General features: G+C 62.1%; 16 protein-coding genes, 3 tRNA genes and 2 pseudogenes. 3 read left to right on the top strand and 18 right to left on the bottom strand.

What is annotated here, in order from left to right; translation table 11 throughout:
- Positions 1-45: 45 nt before the first annotated feature.
- Positions 46-1,059, top strand: coding sequence for an adenosine deaminase (locus tag DDD63_RS03515; protein WP_108715206.1), 1,014 nt, complete (start codon positions 46-48; stop codon positions 1,057-1,059).
- 112 nt (positions 1,060-1,171) lie between these two features.
- On the opposite strand, the gene DDD63_RS03510 is transcribed toward DDD63_RS03515, so the two are convergent.
- The 6 genes and pseudogenes from DDD63_RS03510 to DDD63_RS03485 form a co-directional block, all read right to left on the bottom strand.
- Positions 1,172-3,424: an ExeM/NucH family extracellular endonuclease gene (locus DDD63_RS03510; RefSeq protein WP_125482422.1), complete on the bottom strand. Its 2,253-nt coding sequence runs from the start codon at positions 3,422-3,424 to the stop codon at positions 1,172-1,174.
- A 987-nt stretch (positions 3,425-4,411) separates the two neighbouring features.
- Positions 4,412-5,484 (bottom strand): annotated as a pseudogene (locus tag DDD63_RS03505) (UDP-N-acetylmuramate dehydrogenase).
- A 269-nt stretch (positions 5,485-5,753) separates the two neighbouring features.
- Positions 5,754-5,924, bottom strand: a complete 171-nt coding sequence (gene rpmG, locus DDD63_RS03500; RefSeq protein ID WP_108715204.1) for a 50S ribosomal protein L33 — start codon at positions 5,922-5,924, stop codon at positions 5,754-5,756.
- Between the two features lie 47 nt (positions 5,925-5,971).
- Positions 5,972-6,045 (bottom strand) — tRNA-Met (locus DDD63_RS03495).
- A 65-nt stretch (positions 6,046-6,110) separates the two neighbouring features.
- Positions 6,111-6,182 (bottom strand) — tRNA-Thr (locus tag DDD63_RS03490).
- 110 nt (positions 6,183-6,292) lie between these two features.
- Positions 6,293-6,374 (bottom strand) — tRNA-Tyr (locus tag DDD63_RS03485).
- A gap of 148 nt (positions 6,375-6,522) precedes the next feature.
- Between DDD63_RS03485 and DDD63_RS03480 the strand changes: the two genes are divergently transcribed.
- Positions 6,523-7,017, top strand: coding sequence for a YajQ family cyclic di-GMP-binding protein (locus DDD63_RS03480; protein ID WP_108715203.1), 495 nt, complete (start codon positions 6,523-6,525; stop codon positions 7,015-7,017).
- A gap of 48 nt (positions 7,018-7,065) precedes the next feature.
- On the opposite strand, the gene DDD63_RS03475 is transcribed toward DDD63_RS03480, so the two are convergent.
- From DDD63_RS03475 to DDD63_RS03435, 9 genes and pseudogenes are all read right to left on the bottom strand, one after another.
- A complete protein-coding gene (locus DDD63_RS03475) occupies positions 7,066-8,448 on the bottom strand; it encodes an FAD-dependent oxidoreductase (RefSeq protein WP_108715202.1) in 1,383 nt (460 codons plus the stop codon).
- A gap of 189 nt (positions 8,449-8,637) precedes the next feature.
- Complete coding sequence (raiA, locus tag DDD63_RS03470; RefSeq protein WP_108715201.1) at positions 8,638-9,279, bottom strand: ribosome-associated translation inhibitor RaiA; 642 nt, start codon at positions 9,277-9,279, stop codon at positions 8,638-8,640.
- 130 nt (positions 9,280-9,409) lie between these two features.
- Positions 9,410-10,108, bottom strand: a complete 699-nt coding sequence (locus DDD63_RS03465; RefSeq protein WP_125482421.1) for a hypothetical protein — start codon at positions 10,106-10,108, stop codon at positions 9,410-9,412.
- Positions 10,109-10,438: 330 nt separating this feature from the next.
- Positions 10,439-11,050 (bottom strand): LpqB family beta-propeller domain-containing protein, encoded by a 612-nt coding sequence (locus DDD63_RS12770; RefSeq protein ID WP_108715199.1) that lies wholly within the window; start codon positions 11,048-11,050, stop codon positions 10,439-10,441.
- Between the two features lie 227 nt (positions 11,051-11,277).
- Positions 11,278-11,880, bottom strand: a pseudogene (locus DDD63_RS12765) (GerMN domain-containing protein); the annotation flags it as partial.
- A 159-nt stretch (positions 11,881-12,039) separates the two neighbouring features.
- On the bottom strand, positions 12,040-12,720 hold the full coding sequence (locus tag DDD63_RS03450; RefSeq protein ID WP_164505441.1) for an ATP-binding protein: 681 nt from the start codon (positions 12,718-12,720) through the stop codon (positions 12,040-12,042).
- A complete protein-coding gene (locus DDD63_RS03445; protein ID WP_125482420.1) occupies positions 12,684-14,057 on the bottom strand; it encodes a sensor histidine kinase in 1,374 nt (457 codons plus the stop codon). Before DDD63_RS03445 ends, DDD63_RS03450 begins: the two co-directional genes overlap by 37 nt.
- Positions 14,054-14,737 (bottom strand): MtrAB system response regulator MtrA, encoded by a 684-nt coding sequence (mtrA, locus tag DDD63_RS03440; RefSeq protein WP_108715195.1) that lies wholly within the window; start codon positions 14,735-14,737, stop codon positions 14,054-14,056. Before mtrA ends, DDD63_RS03445 begins: the two co-directional genes overlap by 4 nt.
- A gap of 96 nt (positions 14,738-14,833) precedes the next feature.
- On the bottom strand, positions 14,834-15,184 hold the full coding sequence (locus tag DDD63_RS03435; RefSeq protein ID WP_240611459.1) for a DUF3499 family protein: 351 nt from the start codon (positions 15,182-15,184) through the stop codon (positions 14,834-14,836).
- 126 nt (positions 15,185-15,310) lie between these two features.
- Between DDD63_RS03435 and DDD63_RS03430 the strand changes: the two genes are divergently transcribed.
- Positions 15,311-15,745, top strand: coding sequence for a metallopeptidase family protein (locus tag DDD63_RS03430; protein ID WP_108715193.1), 435 nt, complete (start codon positions 15,311-15,313; stop codon positions 15,743-15,745).
- Between the two features lie 57 nt (positions 15,746-15,802).
- Here DDD63_RS03430 and DDD63_RS03425 read toward each other — a convergent pair whose 3' ends face one another.
- From DDD63_RS03425 to DDD63_RS03415, 3 genes are read right to left on the bottom strand one after another with little or no spacing between them, the layout of a single operon-like run.
- Entirely contained in the window at positions 15,803-17,248 is a 1,446-nt protein-coding gene (locus DDD63_RS03425; RefSeq protein WP_108715192.1) for a DUF5719 family protein, read from the bottom strand.
- Entirely contained in the window at positions 17,245-20,358 is a 3,114-nt protein-coding gene (locus DDD63_RS03420; protein ID WP_108715191.1) for a glycosyltransferase, read from the bottom strand. The genes DDD63_RS03425 and DDD63_RS03420 overlap by 4 nt, the downstream gene beginning before the upstream one ends.
- A 3-nt stretch (positions 20,359-20,361) precedes the next feature.
- Positions 20,362-20,643 carry a WhiB family transcriptional regulator gene (locus DDD63_RS03415; RefSeq protein ID WP_108716631.1) on the bottom strand — a complete coding sequence of 94 codons (282 nt, stop codon included), beginning with the start codon at positions 20,641-20,643 and terminating at the stop codon, positions 20,362-20,364.
- Positions 20,644-20,685 lie beyond the last annotated feature (42 nt).

The raw sequence follows: 20,685 nt of genomic DNA, 5'->3' as shown, positions 1-20,685 counted from the left end.
GGCGCTCGCGTGCCAGCATGAACACCGAGCCACTATGCTTACGATGTGCGCGATCTCAAGCTTCTTCCTAAGGCCCATCTGCACCTGCATTTCACCGGGTCCATGCGCGTGTCGACCCTGCAAGATATGGCGCACCGCGAACTGATCCGCCTGCCTGACAATCTCACCGATAATGTGGCCCTCCACGTGCCCGCCGACCAGCGGGGTTGGTTCCGTTTTCAGCGGGCCTACGACGCGGCACGAAAGGTTGTTCGCTCCGAGACGGCGATGCGGCGCATTGTGCGCGAGGCCGCCGAGGACGATGCCGCAGAGGGCTCTCGCCGCCTGGAAATCCAAATCGACCCCACATCGTATGCGCCTTTCGTCGGCGGCATCACACCGGCGCTGGAGATCGTCTGTGATGAGGCGCGGCGCGCCAGTCTCGACACCGGCGTGCAAGTTGCCGTGATTGTCGCCGCCTCTCGCATCCGGCACCCACTGGAGGCACGAACACTGGCGCGACTGGCGGTCAAGTACGCCGGTACGGGACCGGGCGACGTCGTCGCCTTCGGCTTGTCCAATGACGAGCGGCGCGGGGAAACATCCGAGTGGAGTTCGGCCTTCAATATCGCCCGACGTGGCGGATTGGCCGCCGTACCGCACGGCGGCGAGCTGCTGGGCCCCGAACATGTACGCGACGTCTTGACCCACCTCAAACCGACGCGCCTGGGACACGGCGTACGCGCGAGTGAGGATCCCTTTCTTGTCGAGGCCATCGTCAATGCGGGCGTGGCCTTCGAGGTGTGCCCCGAATCCAATGTCTCTTTGGGGGTGTACCCGGAAGAAGCACAGGTACCGGTACGCCAACTGATGGACGCGGGTGCCACCATTGCTCTCGGCGCGGATGACCCGTTGCTCTTCCTCTCGCGTTTGAACGACCAGTACGAAATACTGCGGGCAGCAGGATTCAGCGATAGCGAACTCGCCTACCTGGCCGGTACCTCCGTGGACGCCTCACTTGCCGACAACGAATCAAAGGCTCACTGGCACCGGGAGATAGACGCCTGGCTGTGTAACTGACATCCGGAGCACAAGATGAGCCGAACTGTCTCAACGCCAGAGGTATTTTGACGAGGGCCGGGGCGTGTGCCGACTGATACACGCCCCGGCCGCTTGCCGGAAATGAAGGCGCTTAGGCCGCCCGTACCCGTCGCAATCCTGCACCACCCAGTATCAAACCGGCCGCGATCACCACGAATAGCAACACATTTGCGCCGGTCTTGGGTAGGCCACGCTTGCCTGCGTTCTCGGCCTTGACCGAAGGTGTTGCACTCACCGCTGGTTTCGAGCTGCTAGAAGGCGAAGCTTGCGAGCTCGGCTCATTTGAGGGCTGTGCGGTCGGTTCGGTGACCTTCGGCAATTCAAAGCCGACGATTGCCGCGTTGTGGTCCGATGCCCGGAACACGTCATCGGAGTGGTAGTTGGTTCCAGTGTGCATGAAACGGCTGTACTCGAGCGCATTCGACTCGTACGCGTTCGCAGTCCACGTGTCATTGCCCGTCAGGTACTGCATACCCGAATCGGACACCATCACGTGATCAAGGTTGCCGAACATGGAGTTGTAGGAGTAAGTGTACTCATTCCAGTCCGTCGCCGAATGCGATGATGGGAACTTGTTGACATCCATGAGGTCGGCATACCCGGCCGCCACCATCTCCTGAATGGGATCCTCGTAGGAGTATGCGTTGAAGTCGCCAACCAGAAGGGTCACCGCGGCATCGCTGGCCGCGCTCTCCTGCTCTGCAAAGGCTACCAGCGCCTTGGCCTGGCGGGTCCGGTCTCCATTATTACGTCCCGTATCCCAAGCGAGCCCCTTCTCATCACCGGGGTTTTTGTTGTCATCGCCGACGACGGTTCCACCCTTGTAGGTCAGATGATTGTTAATCACGAGGACGTTCTGCCCGGAGTCGCGATGCTTGAATACCTGCGCCAGAGGAGCCCGTGCGTCAGCGGCTGACTGGTACGCCTCGTCGTCTAAGTACTTCGCGTCACCAACAAGTTCGATGGCGGCAGGTTTGTAGATGAAGGCCTGCCGGATCTTATCCTCGCCTCCGTAAACCGGTTGTCCCTTCCCTGTAGGCGGAGAGGGCACATAGCCCCAGCCCTGACTTGGATCTGCCTCATTCAACGCCGTGACCAGGCTCTTAAGAGAGGCGTCAATGTCTTCCTGGAAGAGCCAGTCGTTCTCGATCTCCTGCAGGGCAACCACCTGCGCGCCCTGACCACCGAGAGAATTGATGGCATTGACGATCTTGGCCTCCTGGCGCTTCAGGCCGGCTTCGTCCCAAGCACCGCGACGCGGGCAGTCCCAGTTTCCGGCAACGGGAACGCTCTTATCCCACAGGTTGAGAGTCGGCTGGCAGATACGGTTTCCATCTGCGCCCACTGTTTCGTCGTAGACCCCCAAATCTGAGAAGTAATTCAGCACATTGAAGGTGGCGAGTTTGAAGTTACCGCCGACGTCGGCCGGAGCGTGTTCGCGCACCTCGCTGAACTCAACGAACTCTTGCGCACTGGGCACCGTGAAGGTCGGTTCAATAACAGTCCTGCCGTTAACAGAAGTGACCACTGCCGGAGACTTAAAGGTGACGGTGGCTCCCAGGGTTGGTCCGGGCCTGCCCAGCGCCAGGTAAGGTAATTCCGCCGGCGGTGCAGGCTCGGACGTGTCAGGATACTGCACGTCGAAACGAGCGGCATTGGCATCATCAAGTATGACGTGATGTGCCTCGTTGTATGCCGCCTGTTCGACTGCCTCCGGCGAGCCTGGCAAGCCGGCCTGGGTCGGCTGCAGGTGCGGCCGGTCGCCGTCGGTAAGGCTGAGTTGACCGGTGTAAACGAGGTTGGGGTTACCCACGACGCGATACGTGCCCGCCGGGTTGAATACCATGCTCTCCCGCGACTCCGCGTCCTCGGTGGCCTTCGGCGCCGCCAGCGTCGGAATATCGACCTGATCAAGCAAGTCCTGCCCGGTCCGCTCGACGGTACCATTCGTGGCAATCAGCGTCGTTACATTGCCAATCTCCTGCACCTCGCCCGCCACCGAGAGCTCGTCGCCGACGGCGTAACTGCTCAGGTCCGTACTCAGCTGCACGAAGAGTGCGGAGGAACCGGTGAAGTCCGCCGGTACGTCCGCTGTCTTCATCTGGATGATAAGACCATTGCGCCCGGTCTGCACCGCGGTAACAACACCGCTGGTCGTCACCTTTTGCCCGGCGAGGGGTGAAGAGCTCCCTTCACCCTGGATCTGCGCGATTGTGTATTCTCCCTCCGGCGCCTGAGCATCGTCCGCGATTGCGGGTACTGAGGAGACAAGTCCGCCGACGATCACAGCCAAAGATGAGACTGCCGCCGCCAGCGTGCGTCTGTGGGGTTTTCTCCTGTGCATCTACCTCTCCACTGGTAATTCGAGGCATCTCGGTTGTGACGGTTCCGAGTCTGCCGTGATTATGTCTTGCATCTTCGCGTCACTACATGTGGTTGCGTGCTACCTCACAGGAGCATTCTAAAAGCAAGCTGTAAGAGGGAACAACTTCGCATTGACCAGCGGCTTCACTCGTCCTGCCGACGGGCCGCGCAACGTGTAGTCATTACCGCCAACACCTGCGCGGTAGCACCGCTTGCTGACGAAGATGGTGACACTGGCACCTGGGCGCCGCAACACTGCATGCCCCGCCGCGTGCCACCCGTGCGAGTTCACTACTCAGGAATTGTGTCAAAATCCCGTCCAAACGGCAAATAACTTGATTGGGTCAATATAAGAAGTGGCGGATTTCCGCGGATCTTGTGCCTGAGTTGGACCTCGCAGTTCGCGTTTGGACGGGATTTGGACACCCTCTCCCCACACCGCACCACGTCGTAGGGCCGAGCCCGTCCGCCTCCACGGGATTTGGACACCCTCTCCCATACCGCACCACCAAAACCGCAGTAACAGCGAAAACGAACCGATGGCATAAGACAAGGCGGGCGGCGATCCACGCATCGCCGCCCGCCTACCACCTCCGGGGCTCTTCCGCAGTGAAGGGGGCTGCGGGGCCGCACAATCAGGTGGCTTATATTCATTTGTCTACGAGGCGCTGCGCGCCTCTGGATCAACACACACAATCCCATCAGCATCCGCCTGGTGGATTCGTCCTGCACACACTCAGGAGACCAATCCCGTGGACCTCGTCCACCGGCTTTCCTGCCGACATCTCTATATAACCAGGCAGTCCTTGGACGACCATCCAACGAAGCTGAAAAACCCCGGGGAATCTCGATCTTCGGCGTGACTCTTGCCACTCCCGGACCCGCACGGTGTCACTCTGCCGCTCCCGGACCCGTGCGTTTCACATCCGCGGCGTTGGCGCCTCACATGTGCCCCGTGTTCGCGTGACTACAGTCCACCGCCCACGAGAACCGGTTCTGGCTCCAAGAGCACCCCGAAGGTACTCTCAACCCCGTCGCGAACCGTGCGTGCCAGGTCGCGTATCTGGGCGGCGCTTGCCCCACCGCGATTCGTGAGGGCGAGGCAGTGTTTCGTCGACAACGCCGCGGGCCGGGCATGCCAAATCCGCGCCCAAAACCCGCATGGTCGATAAGCCACGCCGCCGAGGACTTGACAGATCCCGCCAGCTGGGGCGATTCCTTGCCCAAGAAGGTGTGCGAAAGGTCGGTCACCGGGAAGCGAGGCGCATCCTCCGGCAGCGCGTCGGCCTGCTCCGCCGTCAGGATCGGATTGGTGAAGAACGAACCGCAAGAATACGTGTCGCGGTCGGCGTCGTCGAGAACCATGCCTTTAGAGCGGCGCAATTCCAGTACCGCAGCCCGCAAATCAGCCGCCGGCACGCGCGCTCCCATCTGCACGCCGAGCGCCGCAGCGAGCTGCTTATAGGCCACCGGCGCGCTCAACGAGGCGATTCGCAGCTGGAAGTCCACGGACAGCACAATGTAGCGCGGACTCGGCCCCCACCCGTGCCGCAATGACTCCTTGAGAATGCTGCTGCGATAGGCGAAATGCAGATCGGCCATGGGTATTTCACGTGGACGCCCGATCTGGCGATCCCACACTCGCACCCGTGCGATGGAACTCGCAACCTCTTGTCCGTAGGCACCGATGTTCTGCACCGGCGCAGCTCCGACGGTTCCCGGAATCCCCGACAGGGCTTCCACGCCCATCCATTCGTTCTCAATCGTGTGCACCACGAAGTCGTCCCATGGGGTGCCGCCAAGTACACGCATATTCGCACCCTCACATCCGCCTTCTTGCAAGAGGCGGATATCTCGGCGGGTATCGCGGACGACGACACCGTCAAAAGAGTCATCGGAGGCAAGGATATTGGATCCCCCACCCAGCACAAGCACCGGTACGCCGTCCGCGTCGGCCTGCCGGATCGCCTCGATCACTTCCTCTTCCGTGGTGGCATTGACAACAGTGGCGACGGCACCTCCCACTCCAATAGTGGTCAATTCGTCTAGCGACGTCGCCCCGTCGCGTTGCCGCGTCGAGGGAACCGGCGGAGCAACGTCCGCTGGGGTACCTGAATGCTCTGGGATACTGCAGCTCACAACAAGAGCGTAGCAGTGCCGCAGGCGCGCGTACGATCTGACTGCGCTGAATATCGCGCGACGAAAGATGAACGCCCCGCGGCCTTTGCCGCAGGGCGTGTCGCTTTCAAACCCGTGGGCCGACGCACATGGCTAATGGAAAGTATCCCGGCCTGCGCGCCGCACTGTGCTCAGCGTGTCTCGCGGTGCGTCGTCGACTTATGACACCTCGGGCAGTACTTCTTCAGTTCGAGCCGATCCGGGGTATTCCGGCGGTTCTTACGTGTGATGTAGTTACGTTCCTTGCAGTCCTCACATGCGAGGGTGATCTTCGGGCGAACGTCTGCCGACTTGCTTGCCACTTTCCAACTCCTTGGTCCGTAACGAAGCGGAGAACCGCTTCCTGTTGTAGCGGGGGCGGGGTTTGAACCCGCGACCTCACGATTATGAGTCGTGCGCTCTGACCGACTGAGCTACCCCGCCTCATCCTTCCGACGTCGCGCCAAAATCGGTACATCGTCGACACGCCGACGTGACACCGGCGTTTGAGCCCCGAAAGGGAATCGAACCCTTGACCTTCTCCTTACCATGGAGACGCTCTGCCGACTGAGCTATCGGGCAGCGCGGACTAGCCTATCAAGAACAACACTCACACACCACATCGGAGCGCTCATGCCGCGTCAATAGCCGCGTGCCTTCCGGCATGGACACGACACAGGGCCATATCCAGTGGCGGGTGCAGGATTCGAACCTGCGAAGCATTACGCGACTGATTTACAGTCAGTTCCCTTTGGCCGCTCGGGAAACCCGCCTCTTGCGCGCTTCAGAACCTCGCCCATGCGGAGAGCTCCAAAAACGTCGCCAGATGAGGTTACCAGCTTCTCCCCGTAGACTGTCAAACTAAGGCGGAGTGGGCCTGCCCACCCGTAACGTGTCAGCAGGAACTCTAAGGAGTAAAACATGGCAGATTCATCCTTCGACGTCGTCTCAGAATATGACCGCCAAGAGGTCGACAACGCCGTCAACCAGACCGCTAAGGAGATCGCACAACGTTACGACTTCAAGGGTGTCGGTGCCTCGGTTGTGCTATCTGGTGAGAGCATCACCATGGCCGCTAGTACGCCGGAGCGGTGCCTGGCCGTTTATGACGTGCTGCAGACCAAACTGGTGCGGCGCGGCGTGTCACTGAAGTCACTCGATGTGGGCGACGGCGAACCGAAACAATCCGGCAAGGAGTACCGACTGACGGGAAATCTGAAGAAGGGCTTGACACAGGAAAACGCGAAGAAACTCTCCAAGCTGGTCCGTGACGAGGGTCCGAAAGGCGTCAAGGTACAGATTCAGGGCGATGAGCTGCGCGTGTCATCAAAATCACGTGATGCACTGCAGGAAACCATCGCCCTGCTCAAGGGAGCCGACGTCGACTGCGCGCTCCAGTTCCAGAACTACCGGTAGCGGACGGCTCTACTTGCCGATTGCGGGGCTACCGGTAGCCCCGCACCGTCAGTACAGTTTGCCGTCATGCTCTTCGTCGCGCGATACCGCCGTCATAGTGTCGCGCTCAACGACCTTGATGCGTTCGCGTCCCTGCGGCGCTCCCAGTGACTTCTCGTATGCCTCCAGGAGCTCCCAGCCATGCCAGGACGTGTACCGCACGCCGCGCTCGTCGAGCAGCGCGAACATGCCCTCGGCGCCCGTTCCCGGCCCGGTGGCATGTAGTCTATCGGCCGCGGCGTCCTCGAGCAGATTCGCAATAGTCTCCTGCGCATCCGACTTGGTTGAGCCGATAAGCCCGACCGGTCCGCGTTTGACCCAACCGGTGGCGTAGAGGCCGGTGACGGTTTCACCGTTGTCCATGACCCGACCACCGGAATTCGGGATGACATGCCGAATATGGTCGAAGGGCGCCCCGGCCAGCGGCAAAGAGGCATAGCCAATTGCCCGGTAGACGGCCTGCACCGGATAATCGATGAATTCGCCGGTACCGCGCACCGACCCGTCTCCCTGCAACGCCGTGCGCTCCATGCGCACGCCCTCCACGTGGTCTGTACCGAGGATGGCGACCGGTTGCTGCAACATATGGATGTGGATACGCCGGGAGGCCTTAAGATCCTCCGGTTCCTGGAACACCCAGTTGGTCAGTTGATCGACGACTTGCTTGGTCATCTTCGAATCTTCGATGGCTGCCTGAGAACCATCGTCATACTCGAAGTCCTCCGGGTAGACGATTACATCAACATCATGAACCATGCCAAGTTCACGCAACTCCATCGGCGTGAACTTCACCTGCGCCGGTCCACGCCGTCCGAAAATATGCACATCGGTGATCGGAGATTCTCGCAGTCCCGCCTCCACATTTGCCGGAATATCGGTTGGCATCAGGTCATCGGGATGTTTAGCGAGCATGCGCGAGATATCCAATGCGACATTTCCCACGCCGATCACGGCCACTTCTTTTGCCCCGAGCGGCCAGGTGCGCGGATAGTCGGGGTGACCGTCATACCAGGAGACGAAATCCGCGGCACCGTAGCATTCCGGCAAGTCGGCTCCCGGAATATCGAGTGGCGCGTCCGCATTGGCCCCCGTCGCGATGATGACCGCGTCGTAGTAGGCACGCAGCTCGTCGAGTGTGACGTCCGTTCCTATATCCACGTTCCCGTGCAGGCGGATATCACCGCGCTGCAGCACGTTATACAAGGCGTTAATGATGGCCTTGATACGCGGGTGGTCCGGAGCAACCCCGTAGCGCACCAAGCCGTAGGGCGCCGGAAGCCGCTCGAAAAGATCAATCGATACATCAAGATCGGACTTCGAAAGAATATCCGAGGCGTAAATTCCCGCAGGTCCTGCCCCGACAACAGCCACATTGAGACGGCGATCTGCCACTGTGCTCCCTTCCTCACAAATCCGCTAGCCATCCTAGCGTGACCGGTACTAACTCCCAACGTGCTGTTGTGCACAACGGTCATTTCGCCGCTGCCGATGGACATGCCTGTGGCGGGTGGAATTACGTCCACCCGCCACAGGCGTTGGTCTCACTGTTCACCGCGGCCACGAGGGACCGGCGAGGCGATATCAGTTCGTCCGTGTGTCAAGCCGAATCACACCGTAGGTCCAACCATGGCGGTGGTAGACGGCGCAGGGCTGCCGGGTCTCTTCATCAATGAAAAGGTAGAAGGGATGGCCGACGAGCTCCATCTCGTAAAGTGCTTGATCCACGGACATAGGAGTCGCCTCGTACAGTTTCTGGCGTACGACGACGGGAGAGTCGCCCAGCTGCGTCTCAATTGCCTCGCCAGGCGTCGTCGGAACCGCCAGTTCGGTGGCCGCTTCCGGTTCTACTTCTTCGGGCGTCTTGACGTTGACATCATCGGGGGTCAGCGTCAGAGGCTGCTTAACCTCCGCGCGGCGACGATGATCCTTACGGCGATCCCGTGCACGGCGCAAGCGCTCCAGTAACTTGCCAATCGCTAGATCCAGGGCGCCGTAGCGGTCGGACGCGGAGGCCTCCGCGCGAATCACCGGCCCTTTGTCTCTAACAGTAATCTCAATACGCTCAGATGTTTCCGCCTGAGCCGGGTTCGGCTCATGGGTAACCTCTACCTCGACTCGCTGCGCGCGAGGGGCGAGTTGCTCTACTTTCTGAAGCTTTTCTTCAACATGCACGCGGAACCGGTCAGATACTTCGGCGTTTCGACCCTTGACAATGATTTCCACGATGCCCTCCTCGGGTGGTAAATGGTGACTGTCACATACGTTGATTCGAGTGCCACCTACGTCATAAACCACCTCCTTATGAGCTGCATCGTCCCTGCTAAAAGGACCGACATGTGTTCCTGCTCATATCTTAGGCCACGCCGCCGGTATACGCAGCCCTTGGCGCGCGCAGCACCGAATCACCTTCGCCGCGGCCTCGCGGATCCGAAGCGGCGGCTAGGACTATCGCCCCGATGACGTCAACGGCCATACCCTGAGCGGGTACCCGCTCAGGGCCGCTTTGCCCGCCGGCGAGCGCCGCGTAAGCCTGGTCGCAGCCGCTGTCGACGGGCATGTACCGCAGCGCCTCCCAGCATCCGGCAAGAGTCGCCCCGGTGGTGACGACGTCGTCGACAAGCAGCACCGGTACACCTCGCAGACCGCCGCTCCCGATGCCGATACCCCGCGTCTTCTGCCGTCTCCCGGTCAGTAGCCCGTCCCCTCGCTGTTGACCGGCATCTAGAACATCACATACGCAGGCGTCAATGCCTGCATCACGCAACCCGGAAACAACTGCGGCAGCCATATGCCCGGCCACGAAAAGACCATCGCGTTTTCGGCGTGGCCGCGAGGGCGCCGGCACCACATCGATAGCCGGGAAGTGATCTGCCATCATCTGCGCCAGCCGAAGTGTGCAGTGCCGGATCATGGCACCAATAGCGCGCGTGAGGTCCCGATTAATCGCGTTCTTCCAACTGATAATCACCCGGCGCCGCGGGCCCGCGTACTCCCCCAGGCTCCACACCGCAAACAACGGTACGGGATCTCCGGGCCACAGGAGACCGCGCACCGCGCAGTCGGCCGGTCTGATGTACTGAAGGTAAGGAGTCCGAGCGGCGACATCCTGCCATTGCCCGCATAGTTCTCGCGTACACTCCCCACACAGCACGGTATCCCACGCTCCACATCCCGCACAGGAACGAGGAAAGATGAGGTCCCCGAGGTCCGCGAAGACCCGGAGTACCCCGCCGCCGCTCGGGAGAGGGGAATACTTGTGATCTCCATACAGAGAGCGTCGCACGAGCACCGGACCAAGTGCGCCGGAAATCCACAACCCCGCTTGCCTGGGTGCGTCCGAGCCTTTGAGTGGCGTTTCCTGGGCGAGCCGTCCACCGCCCCGCTAGCCGGGGTACGCCACCGCGGACACCTCGGTAGCAATCGAGCGCCAGCTACCACCGTCATACCCGTACGCATTACCCTTGTCAGTCAGTACGGTGATTGACGATTCATCGCGGCCCGCCGTCAATCGAATGGTGCCGGTGTACGGCGCGGCGATACGGCTCATCGGTCCGCCGATCTCCACCGAATACAGGCTGGTCTCCGAACCTGCGGCCGTTTTGCCCAAAACTACGAGAGTAACGGGCCCTATCCACGCCAGTTCCGTGACGTCGGCCAGCCGCTGACCCACGGTCACAGGATCGCCCAACGCTGTCGGCACGCCCTGGCCATCGCGAGTGATTGATGCGACATAGACCGTTGCTTCCCCGCCCACATCGCACACGACGACGATGCGCGTCCCCTCACGTGAAACCGCGATATCACGCACATTGACCCCACCAAGCCATCCGGCTTGCAGCTGCGCCACGGCGCCGTCGTTCTCCAGAACGACCAAGGAGCCACTGTTCGCCGTCTCGCCCGTCCACACCCAGCCGAAGGCATCGAACGACGGCCTGATAAGCAACTCCCCGGAATAGAGCGAATACGCGAAAGCACCGCGCGTGTCGATCCACATGAGGTCCTTCCCCCGTTCGCCAACGCGGCGTATTGCGTCTGGTCGGCGTCATAGCCAACCGCCAGGTCGCTGAGATCAGCTTCCGGAAGCGCCGGGTTGTCGATCATGGGAACCGCGCTACCGCCGGAGACCTGGGCGGGCAGGCCGTCAGCGAGGACCGAGAGGCTGAAGGAACCGAAGGGATACGCGGAAAGATCGGCGTTCGCATCCGCGCCGAGTGGTGCACCGGCCACTGTGATCTGCACGCTCTGAATATCCGTCGAAGCAGTCAACGTACGCTGAAGTTGGGTTGCGAGCAGTGTCTGCTCGGCATCGCTGGCGGCGAGCACCTCGGTGGAGAGATCAACCGTTGCAACTCCATTAGTGACGTCAACGGCCATTGCCCTCGACGTACCGCTGGGGAAAGCAGTGTGCACACCTCCGGCAAGCCACTGCGAGGGTCCGGCAAGCAGACCATCCACCGCGTTGGTGGCGAAGGTCTTACGCGGATACCACCGCAAATCCGCGACGAGCGCGCTCGAATCGGTAGAAAGGAAGTAGAGCGGAGACTTGACGTAAAGCTGGTCAAAAAGGTGCTCTGAGAACAGGATGCCATCTTCCAGAGAGACGATGCGCCACTGCCCGTCTGCGTTCTTCGTCAGCGAGAAGTCGGTGGTTATCACGGCATCGTTCGCCGATTCCGTGTAGACGCCGGAGCTGGACAGTGAACCAAGCGATCCCACCGTGACCCGTATCGCGCCACTGTCAATGGTGGAGATCTGCGTATTCTGGCTGTCCGAATACACTCTCACCTGCGCTAAAGGGTTCCATTCGGAGGCGGCGCTATCCATCAGATACTGGCGGGCGACAACGAAGTCGTCATCGAGTCCCGCTCGACTGGCGACGAGGAAGCCGCTGACGATCTTCTCCGGATCGTCCCCCTCCCCTGGCGGTTGGGCCGTGAGCCCGATGTCCCCCTCTGCGGTCGGGATGGGTTGACTTCATGTACTTCACCGGCGCGTGGCAGTGACGAGCAGCCCGCCAGAACAAGCGCGCAGGCGGTCAATAGCGCAATAGCTCGCGAACGCATTATGCCTTACCTCCCGTCTCCGGGACCTTCGGTTCCGGCGGCTCTGTTTCACGGGGAGCATGTGACTGATTCGGCCCGAGATGTGGATCTGCCCCCGGGTCGGCATCACATCCCGCGTTTCTCCGGCAGCAGCCTCAGGTGCCGACATTGCATCGGGGCGCGGACGCTGCGCCTCACGAGAAACGACACGTATCGAGCCCGTCTCGGAGAGTTCACGTTTCACACGTCCAATTTCTGGGATCAGGGGCGGCGCCCCCTCCTCTGCTCCACGCGTGGTTCCGTCGTCGCCGATGCGCTCCCATAGCGTGTCATCACTCCACGACTCCTCCGCCGCAGCCACGCGCAGCGGGAGCGGGCTGGTCCACGTCTGCCCTACCTCGCGGGGAACGGCAAGTAGGAAGGTTGCACCAAGGCCCAGTTCGCCGGCACACTGCAGGCGACCACCGTGCAGCAGCGCATCCTCGCGTGCAATCGTCAGCCCGAGACCGGTTCCTCCCGATTTGCGGACCCGCGCCGTATCCGCACGCCAGAAGCGGTCGAAGACATGCGCCACCTGGTCGTCAGTCAGGCCGATGCCGTTGTCCGACACTTCAACTGCCACAGCCGTCGCCCCCCTACCACGCGGATGCGCACCGGCCGGGATTCAGCATGCTCCAGGGCATTTACCACCAGATTGCGAACAATCCGTTCGATACGACGCGGCTCTATCTGCGCCGTGGTGTCTCCCTGCGTCTGCATGTATACCACGACGCCATTGGACTGCGCCAACGGCAGCTGCGCGCGAATCGTACGCCGCACGATATCAGCCAGATCGGAGGGTTCAGTGGCCAGAGTCATGGCTCCGGCGTCGAAGCGAGAGATCTCCAATAGGTCGGAGAGCATGGTGTCCAGGTTGATAAGTTGATCGTGCTGAAGTTCGGCGCTGCGGCGCAAGGCCGTCGGCAATTCGTCACGTTTGTCGTAGATTAGTTGTCCGGCCATGCGGATGGTTGTCACCGGCGAGCGTAACTCGTGGGAAACAGCCGATACGAAGTCCTGCTGTACCTTCGACATCCTTTCCAGGCGTGTGAACTGATCCGAAATCGACTGAGCCATCTGGTTGAAGGAGCGCGCCAACTGCGCCAGTTCGTCCTCACCATGCACGCGCATCCGTGCATCGAAGGCACCGTCAGCAAGCTTGCGTGCATTCTGGGAGGCTTCGCGGACCGGATGCAACACAAGCCCGACCACCAGCCAAGTGATCAGCGCCAGAAGGAGAACGAGCACCAGCGCACCGGCCATCAGAATGCCGGTGACCAGCCGCACCGTTTCTTCCTGGTTCTCCAGGGAGTAGGCCACGTAAAACTCGTACTGTCCGGCGCCGGGAAGCTCGAGGGACGCTCCCGCAACGATGCCCGGACTCGTGGAACCGTTATCGTTGGGCAGCGCGACGGATTGCCAGAGCACGCCCGTGGATCCCGGTACCGCCTGCCTCATCTCGGCACTGATCAGCGTGACGATCTGCGTTGATGACTGCGTGGACGGTTCGGCGATCTGGAAGGAGGTCTCATCCTGGTTCGGCGTCCGCAGCAGCGCGGCGCCCACGATCGAACGCACCGGGTCGTACTGGGAGATGATTAGCTCATTGGCAGCCTGTTCAATCTGCCCGGCTGTGAGCACGGTGGTGCCGAAAGTCGATTGCGCGCTTGCCCGCGCCGCCTCGAACTGGTCCACGGCGGAGGTTACCGCGCGGTCGAAGAGTTGGCTGCGTACCTGACTGACGATGACGCTGCCCGCCACGACCATCGAAACGATCCCCGCCAACATCACCAGAGAGACGACTCGTACCGTCACCGAGGACATCCACCATGAGCCGAGCGCGACGATGCGGGAGCGTAGCCCCTCGACGAAGCTCCGCCGCTGGTGGGGCGTATACGGCGCGGACCGGCGCGGACTCACTCCTGAACGGCCCCCGCACGGTAACCGACTCCGCGCACGGTCAAGACGACTTCAGGATGATCCGGGTCCTTCTCCACCTTCGCACGCAAGCGCTGGATATGAACGTTAACGAGGCGCGTATCCGCCGAAGAGTGCCGATATCCCCACACCTGTTCCAGCAGTTCTTCGCGGGAGAACACCTGCCAGGGCTTCCGCGCCAGCACGGCAAGCAAATCGAATTCCAGCGGAGTCAGGTGCAAATCCTTGCCCTCGCGCAGCACTTGATGCCCCCGCAGATCCACCGTGAGATCTGCAATCCGTAATGTTTCCGCCTCAGGTTCCTGCCGCCGTAACCGCACCTTCACCCGCGCGATGAGAACCGAGTTCTCGAACGGCTTGGTGACGTAGTCATCAGCACCGGCTTCCAATCCGGCAATCACGTCAACCGAGTCCGTCCGCGCACTCATCATAATGATTGGCACGTCGGATTCTTCCCGAAGCTGCGCGCACACCGCGACACCGTCCAAGCCGGGCAGCATGACGTCCAAAAGCACAAGGTCGGGACGTTCGGCGCGGAACAGTGGCAGAACCTGAAGCCCATTCGCGCACACCGTGACGTCATATCCCTCCGATTCGAGGAGGATGGCCACCATCTCGGAAATGCCGGGATCGTCGTCCACAACGAGAATGCGAGTGCTCATAGAAGTATGTTCTCATGCCGCGCCGACAAATTGGGGATTCACTGGCCGCGATTCGGACCGTCGGCAGCCGAAACTGTATCGCACGCGCCGCGGTGACTAACCCTCCTGTTCGGCTTCGTCGGCCGAGTCCGCCTCCGGCACCAGGCTTAAACGCGCCCGTGGCACTGGATCGGCGGAGATATCCGCCGGCCGACTAACCTCACGCCGAGCGCGCACCGGCGGCGGCACCTCACGGCGCGACGTCTCCCGAATAGCGTCCGCCAAGGCCATCAGATCAGAGTCAGAGGGCGGTGCCGGTTCGAATTCAGTCATCAGACGCACCATCGTCCAACCGCGTGGGACAGTTACCGACAGTGCGTGATCCGCGCACAGATCAAAGGCTCCTGGCTCTGCGACCGGCGAAAGCGGCCCGATCACGGCGGTTGCGTCGTCGTAACCGTATGTCATCGTTGCCACTGCCGGTTCATGACAGTTTTGACGGGAACACTGACGCACATGACTCACGGCACATAAGGTACCACCGTTGGCGCTTCATGTCTCACCACCGCGCTGTTGTCACGCTAGAGTTGGGGCATGCCTCGCAGTATTATCCCGCAGCGATCCCATGCACGACGGCGCGACCGCCACGGGCGTGGCCTGCGCGGCCCGGTTCTGCCGCCCGAAGCACCCGCGTGGCGTACGCGAGCCGATAGGTTCGACGACTTCATTGCTTTTGACTTGGCAACCTATCGCCGTTTTCTTGGCTCCGACATGGATCACACTGACTTCGGAGTGCTTGATGTACCGGAGGCGGATCCGGCGCCCTGGGAACACGGGGTGCCGCTGGCGCGCTACTTGCCCTTCGAACGGCCTGCCCGCATCACCGGGCGAATTGTGTTTTACCGGCTTCCCATGCTTGCCGCGGCGTCCCGCTCTCCTCACCCACGTCTATTCCTGCACGACGTGATCACCGAGCAATTGGCCTCCGCCTTGGGACGGGCACCCGAAGATATCGACTACCTGCGCTAACCGTAGGCACGTACCTCCCGCACGCCGAAATCCCCTGTCACGTCAATCTTCCGGCGGCTAGTCAACGGCGACCCGGCGCGTCATGACCTGGGAATCCGGCGCGAAGGGTGCAACCCAGTCTATGGCGTTGCCATCGGTGACCGCGCTTTGCGTCACTGCTGCGGCCGCTATCGGCGCATCGGCTCTGAACACCACCGCCACGGCACCCTCCGGCAGGGATAACGAGGCGGTACTCGCTTCCGGCACGGTGACGGTGATTTCATCGAGGAGGGAACCGTCAGCAGCAATTGGTGTGGCCGTTACCATCGCCTCTCCCGCCGTTGTGGGAGTGACAACCAGAGCGCCATGGAGCGGCCCCGTCACGACAGCTCCCGTCTCCTGCGCGGGGCGCGCCGTCGCCCAGGCGATATCGCGCGGGGCAGTGTCGCCGCTTTGCCTGTGCAACTCGACTCCAGCGGCGATCTCGGATGAGGAGCGCAGGCGCAGACTGTGGAATCCGGGGCTGAGCCCGGCCAGGGAGAGGTCGAGCACGGTGCCCGGTGCAACGGTGAGCCCCTGTCCACCGGCCAGTTCCTCTTCCTCGTCATCGTCGCGGGTGTAGACATCGACGGTGGCCGCCTGCGTCCCCGGATTGACGATGCGCAGCGTCGGCGCCTCGAGGTTCGCGGTCTGCCCTTCAGTGGCGTTAATTCCCGGAATGATTAGATCCGTTCCCGACTGCCCGGGAGTCACAAAAGAAACGCCTGCAGCGCGCGCACCATCGAGGGTGATCTCCTGCATCGATGCCGCTACCGCTCCCGCATCGGTGGTCACATGCACCGCAATGCGGCTATCACTTTCTACGATGCCATCGAGAGAGACACGCTGCACGGTCTGCGCATCCACTGTCACCCGCGAAGAAGATCCCAGGTCAAGCCGTCCCACCGACCCGTAGGCAGCCAGTCGTACGGTCACCGGTGTAAGTCCGGGGTTGGCCAGCAGAATCTCGTTAGAGGTTCCCACACCGGACTGCGAACCGACCAACCATTGATCCATGGAGGCACTCTGACAAGGATTCATCGCCGTTCCACGCAGGTCGCCATCGGACGCGACATGCAGTGTTCCTCCGGCCAGCAGGATCTGCTCCGGGTTCCCATCGGCCTGCGTCGTCGCGGCGCCTTCTCGGGCTCCGCTCGATGCCTCAAATGCCAGCGGTCCGACCGCGGCTACGCCACTGCCGGAGAAAGTGACGGTGGGAGCGGCCCCCTCCAAGCCATCCTTCGTGCCGAGAACCCACGATTCGACCCTCACATCCTCTGTGACTTCCGTGACGTCGAGTCCATTTTCGAAGGTGCGGCTCAATCCCCCCGAACACACGATGGTAATCGGTTCCGATGAGGAAACGACACGTTCGGCGGCCACCGATATGGGCTCGCTGTGCGGCAGCGCCAGCGCCAACACACATGATCCCGCTGCCGCGGCAAGTACGGCGACACCGCTGATAAGGCGTTGCATTCGGTTCATTCGCGCACTCGCTTCCTACGGCGCAGCGGCACTGCGACCACGATTGCGATAAGAAGGGCAGCCAATTGCGCCCCGGCCATAACCTGCCCCAGGTAGGGTTCATAGATGACCGAAACACTGCCGCCGGAAGCCGGTAACTGCCATGCCTGCTGCCAGGAGGATTCCACCACCGGCAGCTCCTCACCATCCAGATAGGCGTGCCAACCCGCATCGGCTCGCTCCGCCAGTACGAGCATGCGAGGACCATTTCCTGCTGTGATCCGCGCGGAGCCGCTGAGGACTCCCACCGGAACCTCCATGGCCTCCTCATCATCCAGCACGCGTAGACGCGACGTCGCTGCTGCGGCAACATCGGCACCTCTCCCGGTAGGCCCGGCTGCCGACCGGACGCGCCAGAAGGTACCAACATCGCTTTCGGTAACGTATTCCAGGCCGGGAACGGTGTTGAGTTGCGAAACGATCTGCCGCCTGTTCTTCTCGGAGACAGTGTTGCTCTCCGGAGGTACCAGGACGACGGCGATGGCGTGCTCGCCCAGCTCGTCGGCGACCTCCGCACCGCTGCCAATATCGGCGATGGCCGCAATCAGGGCGTCGTTGGCGGCGTCGTCGGAATCTCCGCGTGCCGCTGCATGCAACCGTGCGAGATCCTCAAGCCCGGCTCCCATCGCAGCTTCGTGAAGTTCGGTTCCCGCTCCGCGCCATAGTGCTGCGTGCAGGCCGTCGTCGTGGGGAGTCAGGACGAGGACGCGGCTGCGATTCTCCGACTGTTGCTCGCTCGACGCGACGGCGGGAATTGACCGAGCGGCGGGGCCCAAAACGGTGTTCTTTCCCTGCAATGCCGGGCCCGCCCAGCTCGCCATCGCGGCAAGCGGCGCGGCGGCCACAAGGATCAGCGCCGCGAGTGCCACCAGCTGATAGGCGCCGAAGGAACGTGTGGAGAGGTCTGTGCGCAGCCCGTCACCGCCATTGACGAGGATCACCCACAGACCGAATGCGGCAGCAGACAGGCCGATTCCGGTCCACGCCTCAACCTCGCTGGTCACAATGCCATCGGTGACGACGCCCACCGGAACGATGCGGCAGATTGCCGCCCACGCGATTCCGCCTGCGACCATAACCCACCCCAGGCGAATTCGGCCGGCGTTGCGACGCCGGAACAGCGCCAGAATCGAAACGAGCAGGAAAACAGCTGCGGCGCACACGCTCAGCAACACATGCCAGGTGCCGTTTGCGAAAGAACTCACGTTAATTCGTGCTGTCGGCGAGAGCGTGAGCATGCCGAGAAGTGTGGGCTGTACATCTATCGGGGCACCGGGCAAAGAGAAGAAAAGGCGCCACCCTTCGCTGCCGCGGGCGGCAGCGATCAGTGCGGGCAGCAGGGCGGTAAGTGCCGGGATGGGCAGCCACAACCAGCGTTTACGGGCACCGCGGCTACCCAGCATGCCCCAGACGGTGACCCCGATGCACAGTGGCAGTGTGATCGGCGCAGCGGTAGCCATAATCCCGAAGCTCAGTGAAGCGAGTCCAAGGGCAGAGGCAGACCGTGCGCGCCGCGCGGCGACACTGGCGGCAAAGGCAATGGGCAGGAGCATATGCCAGGTCGCTGCTGCCACCTGACCGTAGCTCAACGCGGATAACAGCGGCGGTGCGAACGCCCAGCCCAATGCGGCAAGGAGACGGATCTGCGGTGAATGCGTCAGCACACCAGCGGCCCAGAACGCTGCCAACGCCGCCGCGGGCATCGCCACGAACAGTAATCCCGTTGCCGCCGCTCCAAGCGAGGAGGTCAGCCACACGAGAGGCGTGAGGAGAATCCAAAAAGTGTCAACCGGAACCGCGTAGCCATCCCCCGCTGGCAGCCAGGGAGTGCGAGCCGCGGAGATCAACTCACCCGGACCCCATGTGTCCGGAAGAAGAGCACCGCCGGTGAGTACGCCGTCGGAAAGTAGCGGCAACTGCCCAATAAGCGAGGCCGCCAGTGCGAAGAGGAAAGAGACCAGCACACACACGCGGGTGGTGCGGCGCCAGACCGCCTGTTCGCGTAACGCCAGCGGGTCCGGCAGTGTGGCCATCGCTACTGCCTCCACCCGCGCACGTCGTGCTTCCCGGCGGGCGCGGCGCACATCACGCGGGGTTGACTCCAGGGAATGCAGCACGGAGTCCGACACTTTCCGAATGCTGCGGACGTGCGACCGGCCGCGGATTACTGTCCGCGTGTGGGCGAGTAGAAACCACGCCGCGTAGAGCTCGCCGCGTGCCAGCGCCGTTTCCTTCGTAACCAGACGGGCGAGTGAGCGCGGCAGGGCGAAGAGAAGGTAGAACACAAAAAGCAAAGGCGCGAGAAACCGCGGCGCTGCCAATAGTGCGTTGTACAACTGTGCGCCACGCCGTCGGCCGAAGGAGGAGCGGGCGTCTTCTCCCAGCGTTTCGCGCGCGTGCGCCACGGTAGCGAGTGGCTCGACCGCCACGCGCCATCCGCCGACCCATAACCGCCGCGATAGTTCTAAGCCGTCACCGAAAGGGCCGAGCGCCGGGTCCAGCCCCCCGACTTCCTCGTACGCCGCTCGCCGCAGCAGCATGGCGACCGTGCCTACACCAAGAACATCCTGGCGCTTATCGAATTGCCCCTGGTCGAGCTCGTCATCCTCGATTTCCGGTACTCGGCGTGCGGTGCGCGTCGCAAGGATTCCCACTTCGAGCAGATCGCGCGAGTTGTCCCATCCCACCTGTTTTGTGCCCACCGCCGCGATTTTGGCACTCGATTCGCCTAGCCGCAGTTGCGCGTCGAGGCATTCCGGCTCCGGGGCAGCGTCGTCATGTAAGAACCAGATCCAGGGCTCGTCGCCGTCCAGAGAGCCGCTGATGGCCGTGGCGAAGTTCGGCGCGTGCTCGTCGCATGCCCGGATTTCCACCGGGAGTTCCTCTGCATGCGCCGAAACAAGCTCTCGCACATTATCGGTGGCTCCGCCGGGTACGACGATGATAAGCCGGGCGGGGCGTAGCTCTTGAGCGGCAAGGCTGGCGAGCACTCGCGCCAGACGTGGATTATCGTCCCGGGTGACCAGAACACCGAGAACGTCCCCCCGTAATGCTGGAGCCTCGGAACTCAAATGTCAGGCACCCCGGCGAGCGCGGCGGCGTTCCCGCGAAATGCGACGCCGGTCATTATCTGACATTCCACCCCAGATGCCGTGCCGGATATCGTGCGAGATAGCGTATTCAAGGCACTCGCTCTGCACGGCGCATGCGGAGCACACGCTCGTGGCGGGAGCCGTGGAACCGCCCTTCTCCGGGAAGAAAATATCGGGATCCGTCTGAGCACACAGGGCGAATTCCTGCCAGTGCAGCTCTTCTCCGGCATCTTTCCCGTAGCCCAGATCGAAGATGCCCACCATCATCGCCTGTGCGTCCTCGGTGAGTTCCGCTTTGCCCGAGCG

The organism is Actinobaculum sp. 313, assembly GCF_003073475.1.
Classification (GTDB): domain Bacteria; phylum Actinomycetota; class Actinomycetes; order Actinomycetales; family Actinomycetaceae; genus Asp313.
The sequence above is the reverse complement of the archived record's forward strand: the minus strand, read 5'-3'. Positions and strand labels throughout refer to the sequence as shown.